The organism is Streptococcus sanguinis (assembly GCF_050223295.1).
Lineage (GTDB): Bacteria > Bacillota > Bacilli > Lactobacillales > Streptococcaceae > Streptococcus > Streptococcus sanguinis_X.
In genome coordinates this window covers 1,178,461-1,199,437 of the sequence record NZ_CP071424.1, presented here as the reverse complement: position 1 = coordinate 1,199,437, position 20,977 = coordinate 1,178,461, and the positions used below count along the sequence as shown (strand labels likewise).

The window sequence follows — 20,977 nt, the reverse complement described above, 5'->3', positions numbered from 1 at the left end:
TCATTCGACAACATTACAAGTCTGGATCTGTGAGACAAATTGGGGTTCGATATGGTGGTTTGATTGACGAGAGCTATGATCTGTCTTCACTCTTCGATGACTTTGACCAAATGTAAACTAAAGATGATAGTATTCATGAAGTGCTTGATCAGATACGTGACAAATTTGATTTTATTGCCATTCAAAAGCAACTGTTCTCTTAGAGGGATCACGTAATATTGCCCGCAGCAAACTCATAGGCGGACACTCAGCAGGAGGTTTAGACGGATTACAATTATAGATAGATCATACTTACCCTTTCCCATTGTGCAATATTATCAGGATAAGGGAATGGAAAAAATGGATGTGCTTCTATCTCTCAGAACACACTTCTTTAATAAATGAAGCGAAAGATACACAATCTATTGATGACGGATTTTCACAGGAACAAATCGACCTCCTATTAAGTTAATCCTATTCTCAGCAACTTCCTATAATCATCACTTACAGAGAGAATAAAGTTACAACGAAAGAAACTGGACTTATTACGTCTCTTCAAGATGACAGCATCATACTAAAAATCGACAATGGACATATTAAAATATCTATCTTTTCAATTCTCTCAATCCATCTAGAAATAACATCGGAGGTAACTAATGAATCAATTGGAAGTTAATAAGAATTAATTACAAAAGGACTACTTTTCAGATAGTTATCGGCAGTTTGAATCTGACTTCTACCGCTTTTCCGAGATGTCCATCCCTTTAACATTTATCACAGATGATATACTCCTATCAGTGGCAACATCTCATAAATGTTATTTCAAACTTAATCGAGAAAAAGCCAAAGATGGACAAGCTCATTATATTTTTTTCACCATTGAAACAATTAATGAAAATCAAAAAATATATTTATCATAGTACTGTTTTATCAATTTGAAATTATATATCCTAAATGACAAATGAAAAAGACTATCAATGTAGTAAATCAATAAAAACCCCCGATTACAACAGCATTAATCGGGGTAAAACTTTTTAGAAAACATTAACTAATCGTAAATATTTTTATTTTAAAGGGAATATGCAATCGTAAAAATAAATTAACATTTTCTAACATAAGTTTTAAATTTAGGTATTAAGGTATGGAAATAATGCCTAAAAATCAATAGGGTTTAATTAATCTTCTTTACGACGACGTTTTGATACTAAACCAAACGCTCCTAAGATTGTTGCTATTCCTGTAACCGCAGCAAATGCAGATTCAGAATCACCTGTATTAGGTAATACTTCTGAATTACGCGCTACTCGACTGTAAGTCGGTGGCATTGTTTCTTCCGGTGTTTCATTTTCAGGTGTCTCTGGTGTTGGTGCTTCTGGCGTATTAGGCACTTCACTTGCCGGTGGAATTGGTAATTCTAATTCCGGTTTCTCATTTTTCGGTGCTTCGTTTGGTACGATACCAATCTCCAATCTTGGCTTTTCTGGAACTGTTGGAGGGAATTCTCCTGGTAGGTTCGGTACACCTATGTTCAGTTCTGGTTTTGGCGGAAGCATTGGCGGATTATTTGGTATATCTGTTACCGGTGTTGGTATTTCTAGTTTCGGTAGGTCGAATGTTGGTTAGTCTTCTGGTACTTTTGTTTCTATCTCTATCTCTGGCAAGTTGAACATTGGTGGAGTAGTCGGTTTGTCTTATCCAATAACATGGCTGAGCGAGCGATCAAGAGCTTAGTTATGGGACGCAAAAATTGGCTGTTCTTCCAAAGTTTTGAGGGTGCTAAGGCGACAGCTATTATTATGTCTCTTTTAGAAACGGCTAGGAGACATGACTTAGACAGCGAAAAATATATGACCTACCTACTAGAAAAGCTTCCTAATGAGGAAACCCTCACAAATAAGGAGGTTCTAGAGGCTTATTTGCCATGGGCAGAGCAGATACAGAAGAATTGCAAGTAAATCATGACCACCCGTCAAACGGGTGGTTTGTACCAGGGCTATAAGCCCAGATGACTAGCCAGCGCCTAAAGACGCTGGCTTTCACTTTGTTCAAGCCTTATTGCATTTGACTCGTCACAGACCTCTCAAAGAGGTATACGTACTACTTGCCACTATCCCTAAAGGGATCTTCATATTCTTTTACACTCAACTTATCTAAAGCAATATCTTTTCGCTCTTGTTCCTGAATGTATTTCTTTATTGTGGCTTCATTGAGGCCAACTGTACTTACATAATATCCCTCTGCCCAAAAATGTCGATTTCCAAACTTATATTTCAGATTTGCGTGTTTATCGAACATCATTAGAGCACTTTTACCTTTTAAATATCCCATGAAGCTTGCAACACTAATTCTAGGTGGAATGCTTACCAACATATGAACATGATCTGGCATTAAATGGCCTTCGATAATCTCAACACCTTTATAACTACATAATCTATGGAATATTTCTCCCAAACTACTTCGATATTGATTATAGATCACTTTTCGTCTATACTTAGGGGTGAACACAATGTGATATTTACACATCCATTTTGTGTGTGATAAACTATGTGCTTTTTGAGCCATATTTTTCTCCTTTCGCTTTACAATTGGCTTGAACACCTTAATTGTATCGCGTTTGGAGTTTTTTTGGTATAACCTTCGATGCGCACCCGCATAGCGGGTGGTTTTTTTGTCTCGCACCTAACGGAGCGAGACGGACTGAAAGTCACATAATAAAAAAATCCAGAGTCATCGTAAGACTTTGGATTTTTTCAATATACCTCGTTATTGGGCGCTTACGTTTGTCTAACTTTTGGAGTGCAGTTTAGATTATCGCTTTTTAGTTTAGACAAACTGGCTATTATAGAGACTAGCATATTTGCCATCTAGAGCCATGAGCTCATCATGGTTGCCGACCTCCTTGATATCACCTTTTTCCATGTAGAGAATGACGTGAGCATCCTTAATGGTCGACAAACGGTGGGCGATGACAAAGCTGGTGCGCCCTTCCATGAGTTTGGCCATGGCTTTTTGAATGAGCTGCTCAGTATAGGTATCAACGTTAGATGTCGCCTCGTCCAAAATCAGCATTTTAGGATTGGCAGCAATGGCACGGGCAATTGTCAAAAGCTGACGCTCACCTTGAGAGATGTTCTCTCCGTTATTTTCCAAAACCATATCGTAACTGCCTGGCTGGGTTTTGATAAAGCTGTGTGCTGATGCCATTTTGGCAGCAGAGATAGCTTGGTCATGGGAGATATTCTCTCGACCATACTGGAGATTTTCCATGATAGAGCCTTCAAAGAGCCAAGTATCTTGGAGCACCATGCCAAACTGGCTACGGAGCTGTTCACGACTCATCTGACGTGTGTCTACACCGTCCACTAAAATTTGACCGTCATTGATTTCATAGAAACGCATGAGGAGGTTGATGAGGGTGGTTTTACCTGCCCCAGTAGGTCCCACAATGGCTACTTTTTGACCAGGTTCAACGGTAACATTAACATCTTGCATCAGCAGATTATCAGGTGTGTAGCCAAACTTGACATGCTTGAATTCGACACGTCCTGCTTGTTTGGACAGGTCTTGGCTTGTGGCTTGGTCAGCTACTTCTTCAGTCTCGTCAAGCAGTTCAAAGATACGCTGACTACCTGCCATGGCTGAGCTATAAGCCCCGACCATACCAGCGATAGAGCTAAATGGCTCATTGAACTGCTGGGTGTATTGAAGCATGGCTTGGACATTACCAACTGTCATGGTGCCTTGTAGTGCCATAAAACTTCCCCAGACGGCACTGATGACATAGCCTGCATTATTGACAATCTTAATCAGTGGCATGACATAGCTGGCATAAGTTTCTGCCTTTTCTGCGGTGCTCTGCAATTCTTTATTAAGACTATCGAATTTTGCCTTGGCACGGTCTTGGTAGTTAAAAGCCTGCACGACATTATGACCGTTATAAATTTCTTCAATGTAGCCATTGACCTGCCCAATCAAGTTCTGCTGCTTTTCATACATCTTTTGTCCAAAGCTAGCTGAACTCGCTGCTGTCAGGAGGGAGATAGGAACCATGATGACAGCAACCAAGGTTAACCAACCATTGATAGAGAGCATGATGGAGAAAATGCCCACAATGGTCACAGTCTGAACAATAATTTCCTGCAAGTTCTGGCTGAGGAAGTTATTGAGGATGTCAATATCATTGGTGATGACACTGAGGATTTCACCATTACCACGGGTATCATAATAATTAATAGGTAGACGGTGAATTTTACTACTAACCTCATTTCTCAAACGCTCGACTGACTTAGCGATAACTTTGGCTAAGGTGAAGGAAGCCAAGAAAACCAGACTTTGCCCAACTAGATAGAGACCTGCAACAATAACACTCAATTGGAAAATAGCTTTCCAATCAAAAGAGCCTTGACTAATGCCATTGTAGAGCTGAGTCGTGATTTGCCCCGTGTAGCTTGGCGCTAGGACGGTAAGTCCAGTACCAGCAGCAACAAGGAAAAGTGCTGTGAAGAAACCAAGACGATTGGGTTTGATATAGGTGTATAAACGTTTAAGCATTGTCAAGTTCATAGGCAACCGCCTCCTCTCCCAGTTGTAAAATAGCTAGTTCACGATAGATGTCGTTGTTTTTCAGTAATTCTTTATGGGTGCCTTTACCTGCAATTTTTCCTTCACTAATGAGGATAATTTGCTCAGCGTCCATGATAGAACTGATACGTTGCGCCACCATAATCATGGTGGCTTGGTCAAGGTTGGTACGCAGATTGGTACGAACTTGTTTATCCGTCTTCATATCAAGTGCTGACAGACTATCATCAAGGAGATAAACCTGCGGACGTTTCATCATGGCACGGGCAATGGCCATACGCTGGCGTTGTCCACCTGATAGATTGGTCCCACCTTGGGCAATTTCTGATTGATAATTCCCTGGCTTATCTGCGATAAATTCTGAGGCTGAGGCAATGTCTGCTGCACGTTTCCAGTCCGCCTCTGTTCCGTCTTCCTGACCAAAGTTGAGGTTACTTGCGATATCACCTGAGAAGAGGACGTTTTTCTGAGGGACATAGCCGATAATGTCTCGAAGTTCCTGTAATTTATAATCTTTGACATTACGACCGTTGACCTTGATTTCACCAAAAGTGATGTCGTAAAGACGTGGAATAAGCTTAAGGACTGAAGATTTTCCTGACCCAGTAGCACCGATAATGGCGGTCACTTGACCAGGTTTTGAGGTGAAACTGATGTCTTTTAGGACTGGTTCTGCTGCGTCAGCATAGGAGAAGGTCACATCCTTAAAGGTCACTGTTCCCTGAGCTTCCGTCATAGCTTGCTCATCATCACCGTCAGTAATTTTGACCTCGATCCCCAAAACCTCACCGATACGTGACATACTGGCAAAAGCCGTCGGGAAGAAACTGATGATAAAGGCTGCAATGACGATGGCACCAAGGATGAGAGCAACATACTGACTATTAGCGACAAGGGCACTAACCGTGATTTTCCCCTTAGCCACAGCCTCAGCGCCGACAGCCATGACACCAATCGTAGTCAGACCAAAAATCACTTGGATAAAAGGCATCATCCCACCCATGAGACGGTTGTTTTTAAGAGAAATATCAGCATATTGGCTATTGGTTTGACCAAAACGGGCTTTCTCTGTTTCCTGTTTATTAAAGGCACGGATAACACGGACACCTTGTAATATTTCTAGGAAAATACGGTTAATCTTGTCCAAGGTCAAACGCAGGGCTTTGGAATAGCGAGTAGCTAAAACCAAAACCACAGTCATCGCAATCAAGAGGATAGGCAGAGTGAAAACAAGTACACTACTGGTCTCACCACCAGTAACAGCAACTAGGACTACACCTGCTGCCATCATAAGTGGCGCCAGCATACCAATCTGCAAGCCTGCCGATAAGAATGACTGAAGATTGGTCACATCTGAAGTGGTCCGCGTAATGAGACTGGCTGTCCCAAACTTATCCAACTCCTGTCCAGAAAATGACTGAACCTTGTCAAAGAGTGCCTTGCGCACATCACGAGCAAAGAGTGTCGCAATCCGTGAGGAAATCTTTGCGACTAGCATATTGCCCACAAAGGCCATGAGCACGACCAGTACCATTCCCCCTGCTAAGAGCCAAATACTGTTGGTTGCTTGGTTGACAACGCCCTGCTCAATCATCTCAGCCATAAGGGTAGGTAGGGCTGTCTCACCAGCGATAGCAATAATGAGAAAAGTAAATAGCCAAACAAAGTATTTTTTCTTGAATTTAACCCTTGAAAATATTTGGTTCATTTTTCGTCCTTTCTAGCTTTTAAGCGTTTTTTCCAACGACGGTTTAAAGCTCTAGTCATGAATGTGAGGGTTGCACTTAGAAAACTCTTTTGCCCCCACTTCATCAACCCCTGATAACGCTCTGTTTCGACATAGGCTCTTAGATAAAAAAGTAAGGTATAGAGCCACATGCGTTCTCTGTCATCTTCGGTAATAACTAGGAGTTCTTGACTCACTTGGTTATAGCCCTGAATAAAGTGGGGCTCCTTTTCAACATTATCATATAGAAAGAGAGCTGAGACAAAGGAAGCCATGGGGTCACCGAAAAAGCTGCGTTCAAAATCAATCAAGCCTGAAATCTGCCAATCTGAGCCTTTTTCCAGAAAGACATTACCTGCCCAGAGGTCAAAATTGACCAGTCGAGGTGTCTTGACCTCATCAAGAAGGTCTTTTCTAAGCGCAATCTGATGACGGATTTCTGCAATAGGAAGCGTACTTCCTCTTGCCTCCACCTCTTTCAACAAGGTTTCAATTTTATGCTGAAAGGCCTGTGACCAAGTGTCAAACCGCTCATCTGTCTCATCATTGATGGTTCCAAACCAGCTACCTTTGGTCTTGTGCATCTCAGCCGTTTGCCGTCCTAGTTCATACATGAGCTGGGGCGTCTTCTTAGGGCTAATCTCATACCAGGTCTTTCCTGATATTTTTTCCATGAAGAAAAAATCGTGGGGGATAATGCTATGACTAAAATCATGGGCATAAATTCTAGGTACTTGTATATTCTGATTTTCTAGTAGTTGATAGGTATAAATTTCTGTCTTGAGATTATCCGCCTCATGCTTGGGTACTTCAACATCACGATGAGGTCCGGTCTTTAGCATGATACTGGCATCAGGCAAACCACTACCTTCTAGCAAGTAAACCGTATTAAAGGTCCCACCAACAATCCGTTCAATCTTGCTCAATATGGCTTGGGGAAAGTGAGACTTGACTAGACACCTGATGGTCTGGTCTGAAAAATTATTTTTAGTGGCTGTCTTCATGGGCAACTCCTCTCCTTTCTTTATGGCTGGCTACTGTCTCTTGAACAATACGACTGTAGGTCATCATGTCTCGGATAAAATGAGCTGGCAATTCAGCCTTTACTCGCTTCAACACCTCTCTCTCCACCTCTGACATCAAGGAGAGGACTTCATCGGTGTAAGTTTGACCAGCCTCTGTCAGACTAATCTGCAATTCTCGTTTACGACCTGAAATGGCTATCAGTTCCAAGTAGCCTTGACCTTCTAATTTCTTCACCAAGCTGTTAACAGTTGTCTTGGGCAGACCCCAAGTCTCATGAATTTCTTTCTGGGTGTGAAAACCCTTATCACTCAAACCAGCCAGTAACCAGAAAAGATTTTCAGGCACATCAGATAACTTGGCAATCTTAAAATAAGTTTCGCCTATAGCAACTAAGGCATTGATTAATTGGTAGCTTTCTTCTTTAAATGTCATATTGGATACCTCTTTTTCAAAATTCGATTTCGGACATTAAAAGCATTATAGTACGATTTAGGATTTTAGTCAAGAGAAAAGATTTACAGCGATCCAAATTATTTATCAGACATCAGTACAATCGAGTAGAAGATAGTTTCTAACCTCTCTCACCACCGTACGTGCTGTTAGGTATACGGTGGTTCAATTAAACTTTGGCATGTAAAAATTTCCTCCACATCTATCTTTTTCGATTTCGTTCTGTTTGTGTCGTCCTATATTTGTAAATAGCCTCTTTCATCATACGTTAGGCGAGTACTGCTGTTTCAGACCATGTGTTAGGGCAGACAAAACTGCATGGATAGATACTAACTTAATTATTCAGCCCTTAGCTACACTTCCATTACAGAAACGTCATCACTACTATGTCTTCGACTGACTTCTAATGGTCCATTGTTACTACGCTAGTTAACACCCATGAGTCCCCACAGGATAATCCGCACGCAAAAAAAGGGGTGCAAATCTATTCCCAGAGACACTTTTCTGTAAATAGATTTTGCACCCCCACTGCGTATGTGGGATTAGATTTCTAAGATAATCACTAGCAGTGCTACTAGCTCACTTCAGACTATCAAACTGATACTTCTCCCCAAAAAGCAAGAAAGGTTTGATTTCAAGTCTTTTGTAAACCCTGAAACGGTTGGGTTTATCCCTCTTTCACCAGCAGTCCTACAACCTCCACATGTGCTGAGAGCTTTCTTCTATACTAATAGACGAAAGGGTGTGAAAATGATTTTTAAATGATACTGTGGAACGGAACAGTAGCCCTAGTATTGACTACTGTCGTTTCTATTCATATTGGCTATTCTAGGACTGAGATGAAAAAATCTATAAATGCTCAGAATAAAATTGAACCCGCAAATCTCCCCAAAACAATGGTGAGTCATGTACTTGTATTATTCCGAAAAAATACACCTCTGGTGCAGTGAGACAAATTGGTGTATCTTATAGTGGCTTCGTAGATGAAAGCTATACTCTACTATCACTCTTTGATGATGTAGAACAAATTGAAAAAGATAATAGACTTCAGACAGCTATTGATGTTGTCAGAGAACAGTTTGGTTTTTTAGCCATACAAAAAGGAACCGTCCTAACTGAAGGTTCCAGAAATATTGAACGCAGTAAACTTATCGGTGGTCATTCCGCGGGTGGATTGGAGGGATTAAAATGAAACAAGAAAAAAATACAGTACAATTTTCAGAAATCCGTAGCAAAGGATGTAATGATATTGAAATGCTTGAAAGATTTTTACATGGAATCGTTGAAACAGCAACTTCAAAACTTCGTCAGAGAAAACTCAAAACAACTGAAATATCGATACGACTAGTACATGCTAAATCTGAAAACCGATTACCATTGGAATTTACATTTAGCATTAAGCCAACAAGCTCATCTGTGATAATCTATACTGAGGTAATCAATCGCTTTAAAGAATGTTACACAGGTGGGGGAATTCAAGGTTTTACGATTCAATTTGATAAAAATACCCTTGCCTCTGCATAGAAAGGATTTGATATGATTGACCGTTCATATTTACCATTTCAATCAGCAAGAGAGTACCAGGATACAAAGATGCAAAAATGGATGGGCTTTTTCCTATCTGAACATGCATCAGCACTCTCTGATGATACAAACAAAGTAACGTACATGTCTGACTTATCACTAGAGAAGAAATTATTACTCCTCAGTCAAGTATACGCCGGGCAGCTACGCACACGCATTCAAGTGATTGAAAAAAACAAGCGTGTTTCCTACACTGGAACAATACCAAGTCTGACCAAAGATTTCATTTTGATAAAAACTACAACAGGTCACATCAATTTGAAATTAAAAGACATTATTAGTATTGAACTTGTCGAGGAGGTGCTCTATGAATCAGCTTGAGTTTCAGCGTAATCACCTACAAATGGACTATTATAGCGAGAGCTACCAAGATTTTGAACGTGACTTCTACCGCTACTCTAACATGAATATTCCATTGACCTTCCTAACTGATGATATCCTAAAAACAATGGCGACTTCACGTAAGAATTACTTTGTCCTCAATAAGGAAAAGTCCAGAGATAACCGCGATCACTTCTTCATATTTGAAGTAAGTACCGTAGATGAGAATCCGCTAATCTATCATTATACATATAAGAAAACTACAATATATTTAGCAGAAAAATAGGAGCAGTTCAATTGACTGTTCCTATTTTTAATATTCATAAAATCTAAAGTCTTTATACTCTTTAACAATGGAGTCGCCAACCAGAACAGACTATACTGACCAGCGACTACCTTAAATTTAATGTTTCAGATTTATTTTCTTATCTCTAATTTCATAAACTACATCTGCTACATTTTCGAGTAATCGTTTATCGTGGGTGATAAACACGATAGTTCCGGTGTACTCCTTCATTAGTATTTCCAAAGCCTCTAAACTTGGTATGTCAAGGAAGTTACTGGGTTCATCCATTATTAGGATGTTATATCTACCCATGAGCATTTTAGCAAGCAACAATTTTATAATTTCTCCACCGCTTAAAACAGATAAACTTTTTCCAATATCGTTCTGTTTGAACCCCATAGATGCTAGCACTGAACGAATTTCTGATATATTGTAGTCACAATCCTTCTGCATAAACTCCATAACATTCTGATTACTGTTGTACTTGTAACCATTCTGTGCAAAGTAACCTATTTTTGCCTTAGGCGAAATAGAAATTCCTTCTTCATGGTTTAAGATCATTTGGATTAAAGTTGTTTTTCCGATTCCATTACCACCAGTTAACGCCACTTTTGCTCCTAACGGAATTTGAAAAGATGCATTTTCAAACAGAGCCTTATCCCCAAATACTTTATTAATTTCTGCACCGACTATAGGGTATGGATTATGGAGCTCCAATGCTTTACTTTGCCTGAAACGAATTCTGCGAATGCCTTCCGGAGCTTCTACTTTTCCTAAGGCCGCAATCCTGTGCTCTAGGGTTTTAGCAGCATTATACATCTTTTTTTCCTTACTTCCTATTGATTTTTGATGAGCTAAACGCCCTCCGTCTTCAGTACTTTTTTTCTTTGAAGAACCTTTTGCCTTCTGTTCTATTTTACGAGCCTGTTTTCGCTTTTCCTCCGCAGCCCTTTCCAATCGGGCACGTTCCGCAATAAATTGTTCGTATTCTGCAGCTTGGCTCTTACGTTCTTCCTCTTTCTGACGAAGATAATCAGAATAGTTTCCCCAATACTCAGTGATTTTGCCATCTTTCAGTTCCCATATTTTATCTACTATTTCATCAAGAAAATAGCGGTCATGGCTAATAACTAACAGTGCACCTGTAAAATATTTTAGCTGTCCTATTAGAAAATCAATTCCTTCACGGTCTAAATGGCTCGTAGGTTCATCCGCTAAAATACCATGAACCTGTGCCGATAAGGCCTGTGCTATTTTAAGCCTTGTTTCTTCACCACCGCTCATAGTCTGTATATTTAATTGCTCAACACCTAGCTTGCCTACAAGTGCAAAATCTTTTTCCTCCTGCAGAGTTACTTCGTCCAACTGGGGAATATAGGCAAGTTCACCCAGACGATTCATTTTACATCCTGGGGGAGTTAATTCTCCTAAAAGTACCCTGAGTAAAGTGCTTTTTCCAGCACCATTTGCTCCTACTAAACCAATACGGTCATAATCATATACTTCTAATTCATTTATATCTAAAACATCGCGTCCTTTGAATTCCACACGAATGTCTTTTGCTTTTAATATTAATTCCATAACATTTCCTCCTGTCTATAATCGCATGCTTTCATTTGCTTGTATGCAGGGAAAACCCTGCGATTTTAGCAGGAAGAGTTACATGAAAATAAGATACATAAATATTCCTCCAATATTGTTTATTTTAAATCTAATTTTCTAACCTCAGTTATCATTTGGCAAACTATAGCAATGCCAATAATTAAAATACCTGATAGTAAAAACCAATGATTTACACCGATTTTATCAGCAAAGAATCCAGAAAGAATTAACCCAATTGGCATAGCAAGTGACATGATACTTCCGATCAAAGAAAATACACGTCCTAAATATTCAGGCTTAATTTTCTCCTGAAAAAGAGCTGTTTGCACACCGCTATAAAATGGCACCGAAAGCCCCATTATTGCACAGCAAACTACGAATATTACAAATCCATTTGGAGGAAGTATTCCCGAAACGGCTAAACTGGTCCCCATTATAAAAAATGAACTTGTTATTAGTAATACATGCTTTTCGAAGCCCCCTAATCTTCCTAATAATAAGCCTCCTGCTAGCATCCCAAATGCAAAGGAAATTTCCGTAATAGAAATATGCACAGGCGTTCCATTAAAGTGTTCCATGCTTATTAAAGGAAATAGTGCATTGATTGGCATATAAACAAAAGTATATAGTGTTCCTAAGAGTAATAAGGCAAACAATCCTTTGTTTTGTCTCAGAACCACAACTCCTTCTTTCATCTCCCTTATGAAATTTGGTTCTAAACTTTGCACTTGATTACCCAGCTTAGGTATACGTACAATTGCTACCGTAATAGATGCAATCACAGCACCCAATACGTCGATGGCAATAATAGCATTTAAATCCCAAACGGAGTATAAGAGTGCTGCAACTGCCGGACTAACAATATAGCTTATAGACTGCAAAGACTGACTATAGCCTGCGCATTTCGTTAGCTGTTCTTCTGGTACTAAAAGTGGTGTAACCGCATTGAGTGCTGGGGTATGAAAAGCTGTTCCAATGCTACGGATAAACAATACTATCATAATCATCCAGACAGGTAGCTCCATACAGAATGCAACAATAGCAAGCACTGCACCAGCTGCTGCGATAATTAAATCGGCACCAATCATTATCTTCTTCCTATCATGACGATCCACTAGCACACCAATGGCAGGTCCCAAAATCGCATAGGGTAAAAAACCTACTAATGAAGCCATAGACAAGACCATCGCAGATCCTGTTTTTTCTGTAAGGTAAAAAATAATCGCCATTTGCAGGATGGCACTAGTGATTAATGATACTGCTTGCCCTGCCCATATTGCATAAAATTTTCGTTTCCAATTGTTGTATTTTTCCATTTATATTATCTCCTGCATATTATTTTGCTTGAATTTCTATTTTGAATAGCATTCTAGGCAATAAAAAATGCAGGCCAAACCCCACAATGTGGCTTTTGGTCTGCATACATACAATTTGGAAACATTCATATTAAAGACATAGTTAAATAAAGGTATAGTTAAATAACCAATATCCTCACCGTAACTAATGAATGCTCAATATCGTATAAATAAGCACAACAAAAAAGCCTATCATCGGGTATAGATTCTGCTTTTTTTATTGCCAGCTTATCTTAAACGCATTGAGGCTGTCATAGTTTCGGTTCCTCCTACATCTTTGTTTATATCAATTTATAGTATAACACAACAAGATGATATGTTCAATATAAAAGTTATGGAATGAGACTCATACTTCCAATTCGATGCCAGATTTAAAGGATATGACGAAGTTTTCTTCATAGACTGTAACGCTCTGGATTATCTTCCTTAGTAGCAAGCGATTAGCTTTCACAAAATCTTCTGTTTGTAGTTTTAAAAATTCATCAGGATTTTCTAACTCAACCTCAAAATATTTCATTTTACATTCCCTCATTTCATTTATTGATAAATTGAGTTTGCAAAAAAGAGTGGACAATTTTTGTCTACTCTTAACCTTTAAAATAGTTTTTTTTAATCGATTTGAAGTTGCCTAAATTATTACTTATTCGGTAAAATGAAGTATTGCTTTCAACAGATTTCCTTCAACTACACTTCACTTGATTCAAACAAGGTGGGTACATTTCTATTCCCACAAACTCCTTGTCAATGGAAACAAACACGTACCCACAGGGTAAATGGAAATAGAAACTGATAATTTCTAGCTATCACTTCTACTCATTCCAAAAATTTTCTCACTCTGATACTTACCCACCATAAAGCAAAAAGCCTTGCAATCAAGGCTTTCATTATCCCTTTCGTTCAAAGGTTTCTAAGCTTTTACGAGCAGAGCGACACACTCAGCGGTTCGCTATCTCCGTTCTGTCTGCGTGCTAGCACTTGTCAATCACGGACAGCTATCGCATGGGCGGAAGTAAATGCTAATCTTCGTCGTTTTACTCCTTGACTAGCAAACTTACCGCCTCAACATGATGTGTCTTTGGAAAACAAAGAATTAATCTCATCTAAAAAAATAACGGTATTGTGTCAAATGGTTGAGGTATTTCTTCTACTTCTTCTTTCGTTTCTAACACAACTTCACCCGATTTCACTCCAATTACTTTAGTCGTTTTAATAACTGTATCAGTAATTAGTATCTTTGCATCAATAAATCCCTTATATATCAAGTTTTTCTATTAGTCGTAATATGTACTCAAATCCTTTAAAATTCAATTTCAATTTTATCTCTAGAAATTCGATGTTTATTTATATCAAATTGTTTTAAATAAATTTCCAGTTTTCTAACTGATTTTTCATATAGATCAATTTGCTGAATTAGTTGTTTATTTAATTTTGCAACCTCATATTCTATATTCTTTAAAGTTACATTCTCGGGAATATTTAGTTTTGATAATTCATATCTTACTAACTTCCTACTACTCTTATCTATACTTTTATGATTAATAAACACTTCCGCCATCTTGTTTAAGGTGGCGATTTTTTCATTTATTTGAGTCAGTTTGATGTCTATCTCTGCTATTTCTGCGACCAGTTCGTCTTTGATGACCTGGTATTTTTTGTCTGTCTCTGTTAACTCAATCAAGAGGTTAATCTCAGAAATCTTTTCTTGAAGTCTTTCAACAGTCGGTCGTCTGTATGGTATTGCTCGACTATCGTTGGTTAGCTGTCTAATCAAGGTTCGTCCTTTTATATACTGATTCTTATCCGAATGTTCTTTGTTATAGATAAAGTATGAGGTTGTCTCACGGATATAGACTTTATATTTTGTCTGATTCTCTTCTTCAAGAATATCTAATTGATAGTTAGGAATGAAAATAAAACCGCTCTGCTTTACACCAAAAGACACCTTGATATAAACGCCCTCATCAACTAACTTCTCTATTTGGTGTCCTGCAAGTTCCACTTCAAATTCGTGAACGGCATCTCGCTTCTTCTTAAATTCCTCAAAGGCTTCCTCAATTTCTTCAGTGGCTACCTTCTCCTTATCACGTTCTTCTTGAAAAGCATGGTACTGCTCCTGTAAATTCTCTAAGCCTTCTGAATCACCGACTTCCTTATTTTTAAAATAATCTTGAAAAAAATTGACATCATATAATTTCTTATCACTTATTTTTTTATGACTCAGACTGAATTGCTTTCCATTTTCTTCAAGTATAAAGATTACATTTTTTTGTTTTAAGTCAATGGTTAGATTCAATTCTTTTGCTTTTGTTAGTAACTCTTCTAAAGAATTGACACGGTTCAACAAAAATTCTAAACGACTTTCAATCTCTTGCTTGGCAAAATGTGTACGAAAAAATTCTTCATCATATAAATCTCGTTTGCTGAGTTGGCGTCCTCGAATTGGTTTTGTCATTGCTCTATCCGTCATCATGAATCGACTATGCTTCTGACTAAAATCAATATGAACATGTAACTGCACCGCTTTTTCTAAAAAATCATCAAAGGACTTTGAGTGCTGCATCAAAAAATAAAGGCGTTGCTTCAATTCAAATTTATGACTAGACTGCCTATATTTTTGATAGTCACGGTAGGAGAAACGTTTTTCAATAATTTTCGCTCCAGCCACTTTAGAAATACGATCTGAAATCATACGAAGGTTTCGTTCCAAGGCATAATTCCATATCAACTTTTTATCTGAATTACGGTCAATGGCGTTGATTAGGATGTGATTATGAACATGATCATTGTCTGTATGAGTTGCCACGATGAAACGAAAACGGCCCCCTGTTAATTCCATCATGGTCTCATAACCAATGCGGTTAATTTCTTCAGGTGTCAGATTATCTTCAGGAGAAAATGATTGAATGAGGTGATGGGCATGGATATTTTGTTGATGTTTTTCTTGTCGGTCATTTCTGGATTCGTACAACTTGTCGTTATTGGTAAAGTTGACATTGTACATTTCTACCATTTCTTCATAGCTAGGGAAGTCTAAATAATTGCTCATGCCAAAATCAGATACCAATTTCAAATTGTCCGTTTTATCAGGATTGAGAATATACTTAATTAAACGCCTACGATATTTTTTTCCGTGTGTCGCAAAGTGTTTAGTGACTACCATAGAGCTCCTTCAATCTTTTCACTTCCACTTGAAATTCTTTCTCTACGCCAGTAATTAACTCACTAACTCCCTTACTCAATTCTTGTAACTGTTCCTGAGAAATCAAATGGCTTTGATTGATTGCACGCGCAATTTGATTAATGTTATTTCCAATCCGTCTCAATTCAAATACTAACTGGTCATAGGTATCCGTGTTAATGGTGACAAATGACATATTGGGATTCAACAACACTTTTCTGGCATAGACTGAAAAATTTTGACAGTGACTCTTGTCGATTCGCTCATTCAATTGATGTAACTCTGAATCTGTTAGAAATACTTTTTTGAGATTGGTACGATAACGATAAACCATAGTAGCCTCCTATCTCATGTATTTTTCACGAAATCCACGACTGAGCGGCTGTACTTGATTGACTTCCGCAATCAATTCTTGAACGCATGTCAGTAAGATTGAAACGTGTTCTTGAGTCACTTGGTGATTTTCTCTTGCGACAACTAGAACTTCATGCACATCTCGACTAATTTGTTCAAACTTTTGAGATTGCCAAAGGGAAAACCAACTTTCAAAAATTCTATCCTGATAATTCTTTTTCAACAAATTTTGACGAAGAAATTCTGAGAAACTATCCAGTTTTTGTTCCCTCATCATTTCTTTTATCTGTTTTTCTTCTTGTCTCGTGATCCTAAATTGCTTACGGATTAACTTAATTTCTTGTCCCATCCTACTATCCTTTCAACATTATACTTGTCTGACAGTGTCAGGCTGCCTCACATTGTCAGTACGCTTCCTAAAGACCTCACTCTCTTCTTGTTCGGTCTTTGCGAGCTCAGGCATTGTGGTCACAATACCCAAAAAATCATATCGCCAGCCGACCAAAACCTTTCTGTTTTGACAGCCAACGATAAGATAACTTGGTGGCTTCGCCCCCCAAACCCCCAGTAGAAAATCAAAGTTTGATTTTCTTAGGATTGATATAAGGATAACAAGGATAATTTGGAAAAGTTATCACATTACAAAAAGAATGGTAAAAACTCGATTGTTAAAATTTCTCTAACAAAATTGAATAATATAAAATGACTTAGAAGCAACATTTCTTAACAACGTAACTCTAAGCCATTTCCTAATTCCTCCGTTATGTCTATTCAGAAAGTACAGTCTCGTATATAGACATCTTATGTTTAAATGATTCTTTTCCTCCCTCTAGCTGATTGATGATGTGATTCTTTATAAATCTTTCGCTTACGTATCCTCTCGCTTCAATCCAAGCATGTGTTCCATCTGACTCCATAATTACTACTTGATCTGTCATAGAATTTGTCACAATTGTAGCATTATGCGTTGCTAAAATAATTTGCCTTTGAATTTTAGCTTTTCTAAATTGTTGAACTAGGTGACTGTATATATAACGGTTATCTAAGTTATCCTCAGGCTGATCAATAATTAATGGTCTGAAATCTTTAGAATAATCACTATATGCTAATATAAAATCAAGCATCGCTACTACTTTTTGCCCTAAACTTAGTACACTGACTTCTTTGTAAAGAATATTAAGTTGTTTTGAGCTTTCCTTTGAATTAATGTTAAACTCTAAAAATAATTTTTCATTTGCTACATGTTCGTGTAAAACTCTTTTTAACTCAGATAATAAACGATTATTCTTAATCAAAGAATACATACTTGATTTTAAATATTTGATATTGCTATCATTAATTTCTTTAAAATTTTCCCATTGATTAGTTCTTTGCAAGAAATTATCGTTTGATATCGTTTTTAAAAGATTAAAATATTTTTGACCAAGGCTTTCTTTTATTATACATTCAACAAAATTCTTTATTCCTAATTCTTTATAAGCAAGATAGAAAATATCAACTACATCTTGTTTACTTATTCTAAAATTATTGATGTTATCCTTAAATCTTAGAGTCACTATTGTATAATTTAGACAAAGGACAAAAACATGCAAAAACGCTACTCAAAAGAATTTAAAGAAACCCTTATCGCCTTCTATCATTCTGGTCAATCCGTCACCCAGCTGTCTAAAGAATACGACGTGGCCCCTGCAACAATTTATAAATGGATAGACCTCTACTCTACATCTAATGAAAGCTCCGTCTCTAAAGCTGATTTTCTAGAATTAAAAAGACAACTGGCTAAAGTTAAGGAAGAACGAGACATCTTAAAAAAAGTATTGACCATATTCGCCGAGAAAAAGAAGTGAGTGCTGCGGATATGGCTCAAACCATACAAACTTTAGCACTCAATGTCAGACTAAGCTGTCAACTCCTTGATGTTCCTGAATCAAGTTATTATGAACGGATTAACCGACATCCATCTAAAACTCAATTAAGGAGACAATACCTGTCACTCAAAATTTCTCAACTCTTCAATGCTAACCGAGGAATCTATGGTGCTCCTAAAATTCATCATCTTCTACTTAAACAAGGGGAAAAAGTCGGGTTAAAACTGGTACAGAAGCTAATGAAGCAACTTCAACTCAAGTCTGCAGTCATTAAGAAATTTAAGCCTGGATACTCACTAAGTGATCACATCAATCGAAAAAATCTCATACAGACTGAACCTACAAAGAAAAATAAGGTTTGGTCAACCGACATTACTTATATTCCTACTCAACAAGGATGGGCTTATCTCTCAACCATTATGGATCGTTATACTAAAAAAGTCATTGCTTGGGATTTGGGCAAGCGAATGACTGTAGAATTAGTGCAAAGAACTTTAAATAAGGCCATTAAATCACAAGACTATCCAGAAGCTGTTATTCTTCATTCTGACCAAGGAACCCAGTATACGAGTCTAGAGTATGAAGAGTTGCTTAAGTATTATGGGATGACTCACTCTTTCAGTCGAAGGGGATACCCTTATCATAATGCCAGTCTTGAATCTTGGCATGGACATTTAAAAAGAGAGTGGGTGTATCAATTTAAATATAAGAACTTTGAAGAAGCCTATCAGAGTATTTTCTGGTACATCGAAGCCTTTTATAATTCAAAACGAATCCATCAAAGTTTAGGGTATCTTACACCTAATCAATTTGAAAAGGTAAGTGCTTAAAATAAATAGATTAAAATTCTACGTTAGTTACTCTAAAAACTTGACTTAACGTCATATCAAATGAAGAACTTAGAAGAGAATCACTATCAAATAACACACTCTCCAAGCGTAGCTCTTCCCAACTATCAACTTGTTCATAACAAATTCTTAGCTTTCCAACTTGAGTCTTATTAAAATCATCTATTATTTCAAGTATCGATTCTTTTCGTTGTTTTCTATATTCATCAAGTTCATTCAATTTGGCTACAAATGATTCTAGTTTCTGAGTTCGTAGCCCATAATTAGGATTTGGTAAATTTTTATTTTTCAGCATCAAATCAGAAATAAATTCTGTAATTTTCTCTCCATCCGCTGTTCGAACTAATTCATTAACTGAATACCTTCTATCAAACATTTTATCTAAAACTTTGTTTTTATCGATTGATTTGAATTTCCCACTTTCTACTTTATAAACATTAGTATATTGCGATCTTGTCCACTCTCTGATTGAGAGAGAATTATAAATATAATGATACGAAAATTTATCTTCGAGATTTTGACCATAATATTGTAAAATATTATCCTTATTCTCTTGAAGTACATCTGGTAAACTTACCTCGATAATATATTCCACATTATCCAAAACGTATAAGATAAAAATATTTGCATGGTTACACATAAATTCCAACTTACTTTGTTTATCACAATATTGAGATAAAGCAAATTGAAGTATATCAATTAATGTGCTCTTACCTGTACCTCTACCTCCAATCAAACAATTCAATGACGGAGAAAAGGAAATATAAAAATCTTTTTCCTTTGATTTATCTAGTAAGAAACTTCTGTTCCCTCTTCTTTTTTCTACATAGACTCCTTTAATATAAGAGTTTCCCTCAATTTTTGGCTGTTCTAAACTAACAGATACTTCATAATCTAGTAATGCTTCCTCAAACATTTGAAAAGATAGTTTCCCACCTTTGAACCACATAATATTTTTATCTAATCCGTCAATATCATGTGAATCATTATCTAATATAAAATTTGGTCTACAAGAAAAGTCTCGTAATAGTTTATTAAATAAGCCAGGAATTACTTCAGCTTTATTTACACCCATAAATTTAATTTGTGTTGGAGAAAATAAAGACTTTTTATAAGCACCTGACAATTGAGCCTTTTTAGTAAAAATATTAGAAGTATTAAAATGAGCGATATAATTTAAGATTTTATTTTCATTAAAAAAATTCATTATAGTTAAAGAATGTTGATAGCTTCCTTCCTCTGTACTGAGTAAGTTTTCATCCAACCATTTATTAACTACCTCTTTTTTATTATCATCAAATATTCCAACTATATGGAGCTTATCAGCAGCGCTAATCTCAACACCATACAAAATATGGGGGTGATATTTATAATTTCTATTATTTGCCTTAAGTATTGATACTGCTTTCTGCAGTTTTTCTACGCCTTTAGTAGTATTATGATCTGTCACAACTACTATTTCTAACTCATTCTGTAGAATGCTTTCAGCTAAAAACAAATAACTTATGTATTCTTTAAAATCTACAAAGAAAGAATCATCTACAGAACTAGCTAATTCATCCATAGGAAATCTTTTCTTTAATTCAATTTTGTTATTAAAAAAAAGTTCATATAACTGCTCATTTGTTGCAGCTTTATATTCATCCTCAGTCCAATTAGAAAAAAGCTTATAGTCATGCGAAGCTGGAGTATGTAAATGAATTAATGTTTTATGAAACACTCCAAAAGAGACTTTCTCTTCCGAGAATACTCTATATACAGTTTCAATTTTTTTATTAAATTTCTTTACCATTATTGGATAACCTGCACCTTCTCACTT

At 37.1% G+C, this 20,977-nt stretch carries 19 protein-coding genes and 3 pseudogenes; 8 read left to right on the top strand and 14 right to left on the bottom strand.

The window, feature by feature from the left end; genetic code table 11:
* The first annotated feature begins 29 nt into the window (after positions 1-29).
* Together J1C77_RS05835 and J1C77_RS05830 are read left to right on the top strand one after the other, a co-directional pair.
* Positions 30-280, top strand: a pseudogene (locus J1C77_RS05835) (hypothetical protein).
* A 355-nt stretch (positions 281-635) separates the two neighbouring features.
* A pseudogene (locus tag J1C77_RS05830) lies at positions 636-899 on the top strand (DUF5960 family protein).
* Between the two features lie 255 nt (positions 900-1,154).
* Here the strand turns inward: J1C77_RS05830 and J1C77_RS05825 are convergent.
* Positions 1,155-1,448, bottom strand: a complete 294-nt coding sequence (locus J1C77_RS05825) for an LPXTG cell wall anchor domain-containing protein (RefSeq protein ID WP_157641670.1) — start codon at positions 1,446-1,448, stop codon at positions 1,155-1,157.
* Positions 1,449-1,667: 219 nt separating this feature from the next.
* Here J1C77_RS05825 and J1C77_RS05820 point away from each other — a divergent pair.
* Positions 1,668-1,934 (top strand): annotated as a pseudogene (locus J1C77_RS05820) (IS66 family transposase); the annotation flags it as partial.
* A 142-nt stretch (positions 1,935-2,076) separates the two neighbouring features.
* Here the strand turns inward: J1C77_RS05820 and tnpA are convergent.
* The 5 genes from tnpA to J1C77_RS05795 form a co-directional block, all read right to left on the bottom strand.
* Positions 2,077-2,541, bottom strand: coding sequence for an IS200/IS605 family transposase (gene tnpA / locus J1C77_RS05815; protein WP_037616840.1), 465 nt, complete (start codon positions 2,539-2,541; stop codon positions 2,077-2,079).
* Between the two features lie 261 nt (positions 2,542-2,802).
* Entirely contained in the window at positions 2,803-4,542 is a 1,740-nt protein-coding gene (locus tag J1C77_RS05810) for an ABC transporter ATP-binding protein (protein ID WP_002921285.1), read from the bottom strand.
* Positions 4,523-6,268, bottom strand: a complete 1,746-nt coding sequence (locus tag J1C77_RS05805) for an ABC transporter ATP-binding protein (protein ID WP_002921287.1) — start codon at positions 6,266-6,268, stop codon at positions 4,523-4,525. The genes J1C77_RS05810 and J1C77_RS05805 overlap by 20 nt, the downstream gene beginning before the upstream one ends.
* The gene (locus J1C77_RS05800) at positions 6,265-7,290 is read right to left on the bottom strand and encodes a phosphotransferase family protein (RefSeq protein ID WP_000845068.1); all 1,026 of its coding nucleotides are present in this window, start codon (positions 7,288-7,290) and stop codon (positions 6,265-6,267) included. The genes J1C77_RS05805 and J1C77_RS05800 overlap by 4 nt, the downstream gene beginning before the upstream one ends.
* Entirely contained in the window at positions 7,274-7,744 is a 471-nt protein-coding gene (locus tag J1C77_RS05795; RefSeq protein WP_000142891.1) for a MarR family winged helix-turn-helix transcriptional regulator, read from the bottom strand. Before J1C77_RS05795 ends, J1C77_RS05800 begins: the two co-directional genes overlap by 17 nt.
* Positions 7,745-8,708: 964 nt before the next feature.
* Here J1C77_RS05795 and J1C77_RS05790 point away from each other — a divergent pair.
* From J1C77_RS05790 to J1C77_RS05775, 4 genes are read left to right on the top strand one after another with little or no spacing between them, the layout of a single operon-like run.
* Positions 8,709-8,954, top strand: coding sequence for a hypothetical protein (locus J1C77_RS05790; protein ID WP_001813542.1), 246 nt, complete (start codon positions 8,709-8,711; stop codon positions 8,952-8,954).
* Entirely contained in the window at positions 8,951-9,286 is a 336-nt protein-coding gene (locus J1C77_RS05785) for a hypothetical protein (RefSeq protein ID WP_000806926.1), read from the top strand. The genes J1C77_RS05790 and J1C77_RS05785 overlap by 4 nt, the downstream gene beginning before the upstream one ends.
* Before the next feature lie 12 nt (positions 9,287-9,298).
* Positions 9,299-9,667: a hypothetical protein gene (locus tag J1C77_RS05780; RefSeq protein ID WP_000567222.1), complete on the top strand. Its 369-nt coding sequence runs from the start codon at positions 9,299-9,301 to the stop codon at positions 9,665-9,667.
* Positions 9,654-9,953: a DUF5960 family protein gene (locus J1C77_RS05775; RefSeq protein WP_001072467.1), complete on the top strand. Its 300-nt coding sequence runs from the start codon at positions 9,654-9,656 to the stop codon at positions 9,951-9,953. The genes J1C77_RS05780 and J1C77_RS05775 overlap by 14 nt, the downstream gene beginning before the upstream one ends.
* Positions 9,954-10,070: 117 nt before the next feature.
* On the opposite strand, the gene msr(D) is transcribed toward J1C77_RS05775, so the two are convergent.
* The 7 genes from msr(D) to J1C77_RS05740 form a co-directional block, all read right to left on the bottom strand.
* Positions 10,071-11,534 carry an ABC-F type ribosomal protection protein Msr(D) gene (msr(D), locus tag J1C77_RS05770; protein ID WP_000420313.1) on the bottom strand — a complete coding sequence of 488 codons (1,464 nt, stop codon included), beginning with the start codon at positions 11,532-11,534 and terminating at the stop codon, positions 10,071-10,073.
* Between the two features lie 119 nt (positions 11,535-11,653).
* The gene (gene mef(A) / locus J1C77_RS05765; protein ID WP_000417519.1) at positions 11,654-12,871 is read right to left on the bottom strand and encodes a macrolide efflux MFS transporter Mef(A); all 1,218 of its coding nucleotides are present in this window, start codon (positions 12,869-12,871) and stop codon (positions 11,654-11,656) included.
* Between the two features lie 385 nt (positions 12,872-13,256).
* Positions 13,257-13,427 (bottom strand): hypothetical protein, encoded by a 171-nt coding sequence (locus tag J1C77_RS05760; protein ID WP_000873143.1) that lies wholly within the window; start codon positions 13,425-13,427, stop codon positions 13,257-13,259.
* A 780-nt stretch (positions 13,428-14,207) separates the two neighbouring features.
* Positions 14,208-16,070 (bottom strand): SAG1250 family conjugative relaxase, encoded by a 1,863-nt coding sequence (locus tag J1C77_RS05755; protein ID WP_000261800.1) that lies wholly within the window; start codon positions 16,068-16,070, stop codon positions 14,208-14,210.
* Positions 16,057-16,422: a plasmid mobilization relaxosome protein MobC gene (mobC, locus tag J1C77_RS05750; protein ID WP_000263053.1), complete on the bottom strand. Its 366-nt coding sequence runs from the start codon at positions 16,420-16,422 to the stop codon at positions 16,057-16,059. The genes J1C77_RS05755 and mobC overlap by 14 nt, the downstream gene beginning before the upstream one ends.
* Positions 16,423-16,431: 9 nt before the next feature.
* Positions 16,432-16,791, bottom strand: coding sequence for an SAG1252 family conjugative relaxosome accessory protein (locus J1C77_RS05745; RefSeq protein WP_000529539.1), 360 nt, complete (start codon positions 16,789-16,791; stop codon positions 16,432-16,434).
* A gap of 418 nt (positions 16,792-17,209) precedes the next feature.
* Entirely contained in the window at positions 17,210-17,998 is a 789-nt protein-coding gene (locus tag J1C77_RS05740) for an AAA family ATPase (protein ID WP_002921310.1), read from the bottom strand.
* A 30-nt stretch (positions 17,999-18,028) separates the two neighbouring features.
* Here J1C77_RS05740 and J1C77_RS05735 point away from each other — a divergent pair.
* Positions 18,029-19,140 (top strand): IS3-like element IS981 family transposase gene (locus J1C77_RS05735; protein ID WP_106083840.1). Its coding sequence is split into 2 segments (ribosomal slippage): positions 18,029-18,245 and positions 18,245-19,140, totalling 1,113 coding nucleotides; the frame shifts between segments, so codons are not numbered across the junction.
* Positions 19,141-19,150: 10 nt separating this feature from the next.
* On the opposite strand, the gene J1C77_RS05730 is transcribed toward J1C77_RS05735, so the two are convergent.
* On the bottom strand, positions 19,151-20,950 hold the full coding sequence (locus J1C77_RS05730; RefSeq protein ID WP_002921320.1) for a Spaf_1101 family AAA-like ATPase: 1,800 nt from the start codon (positions 20,948-20,950) through the stop codon (positions 19,151-19,153).
* Positions 20,951-20,977: the final 27 nt, after the last annotated feature.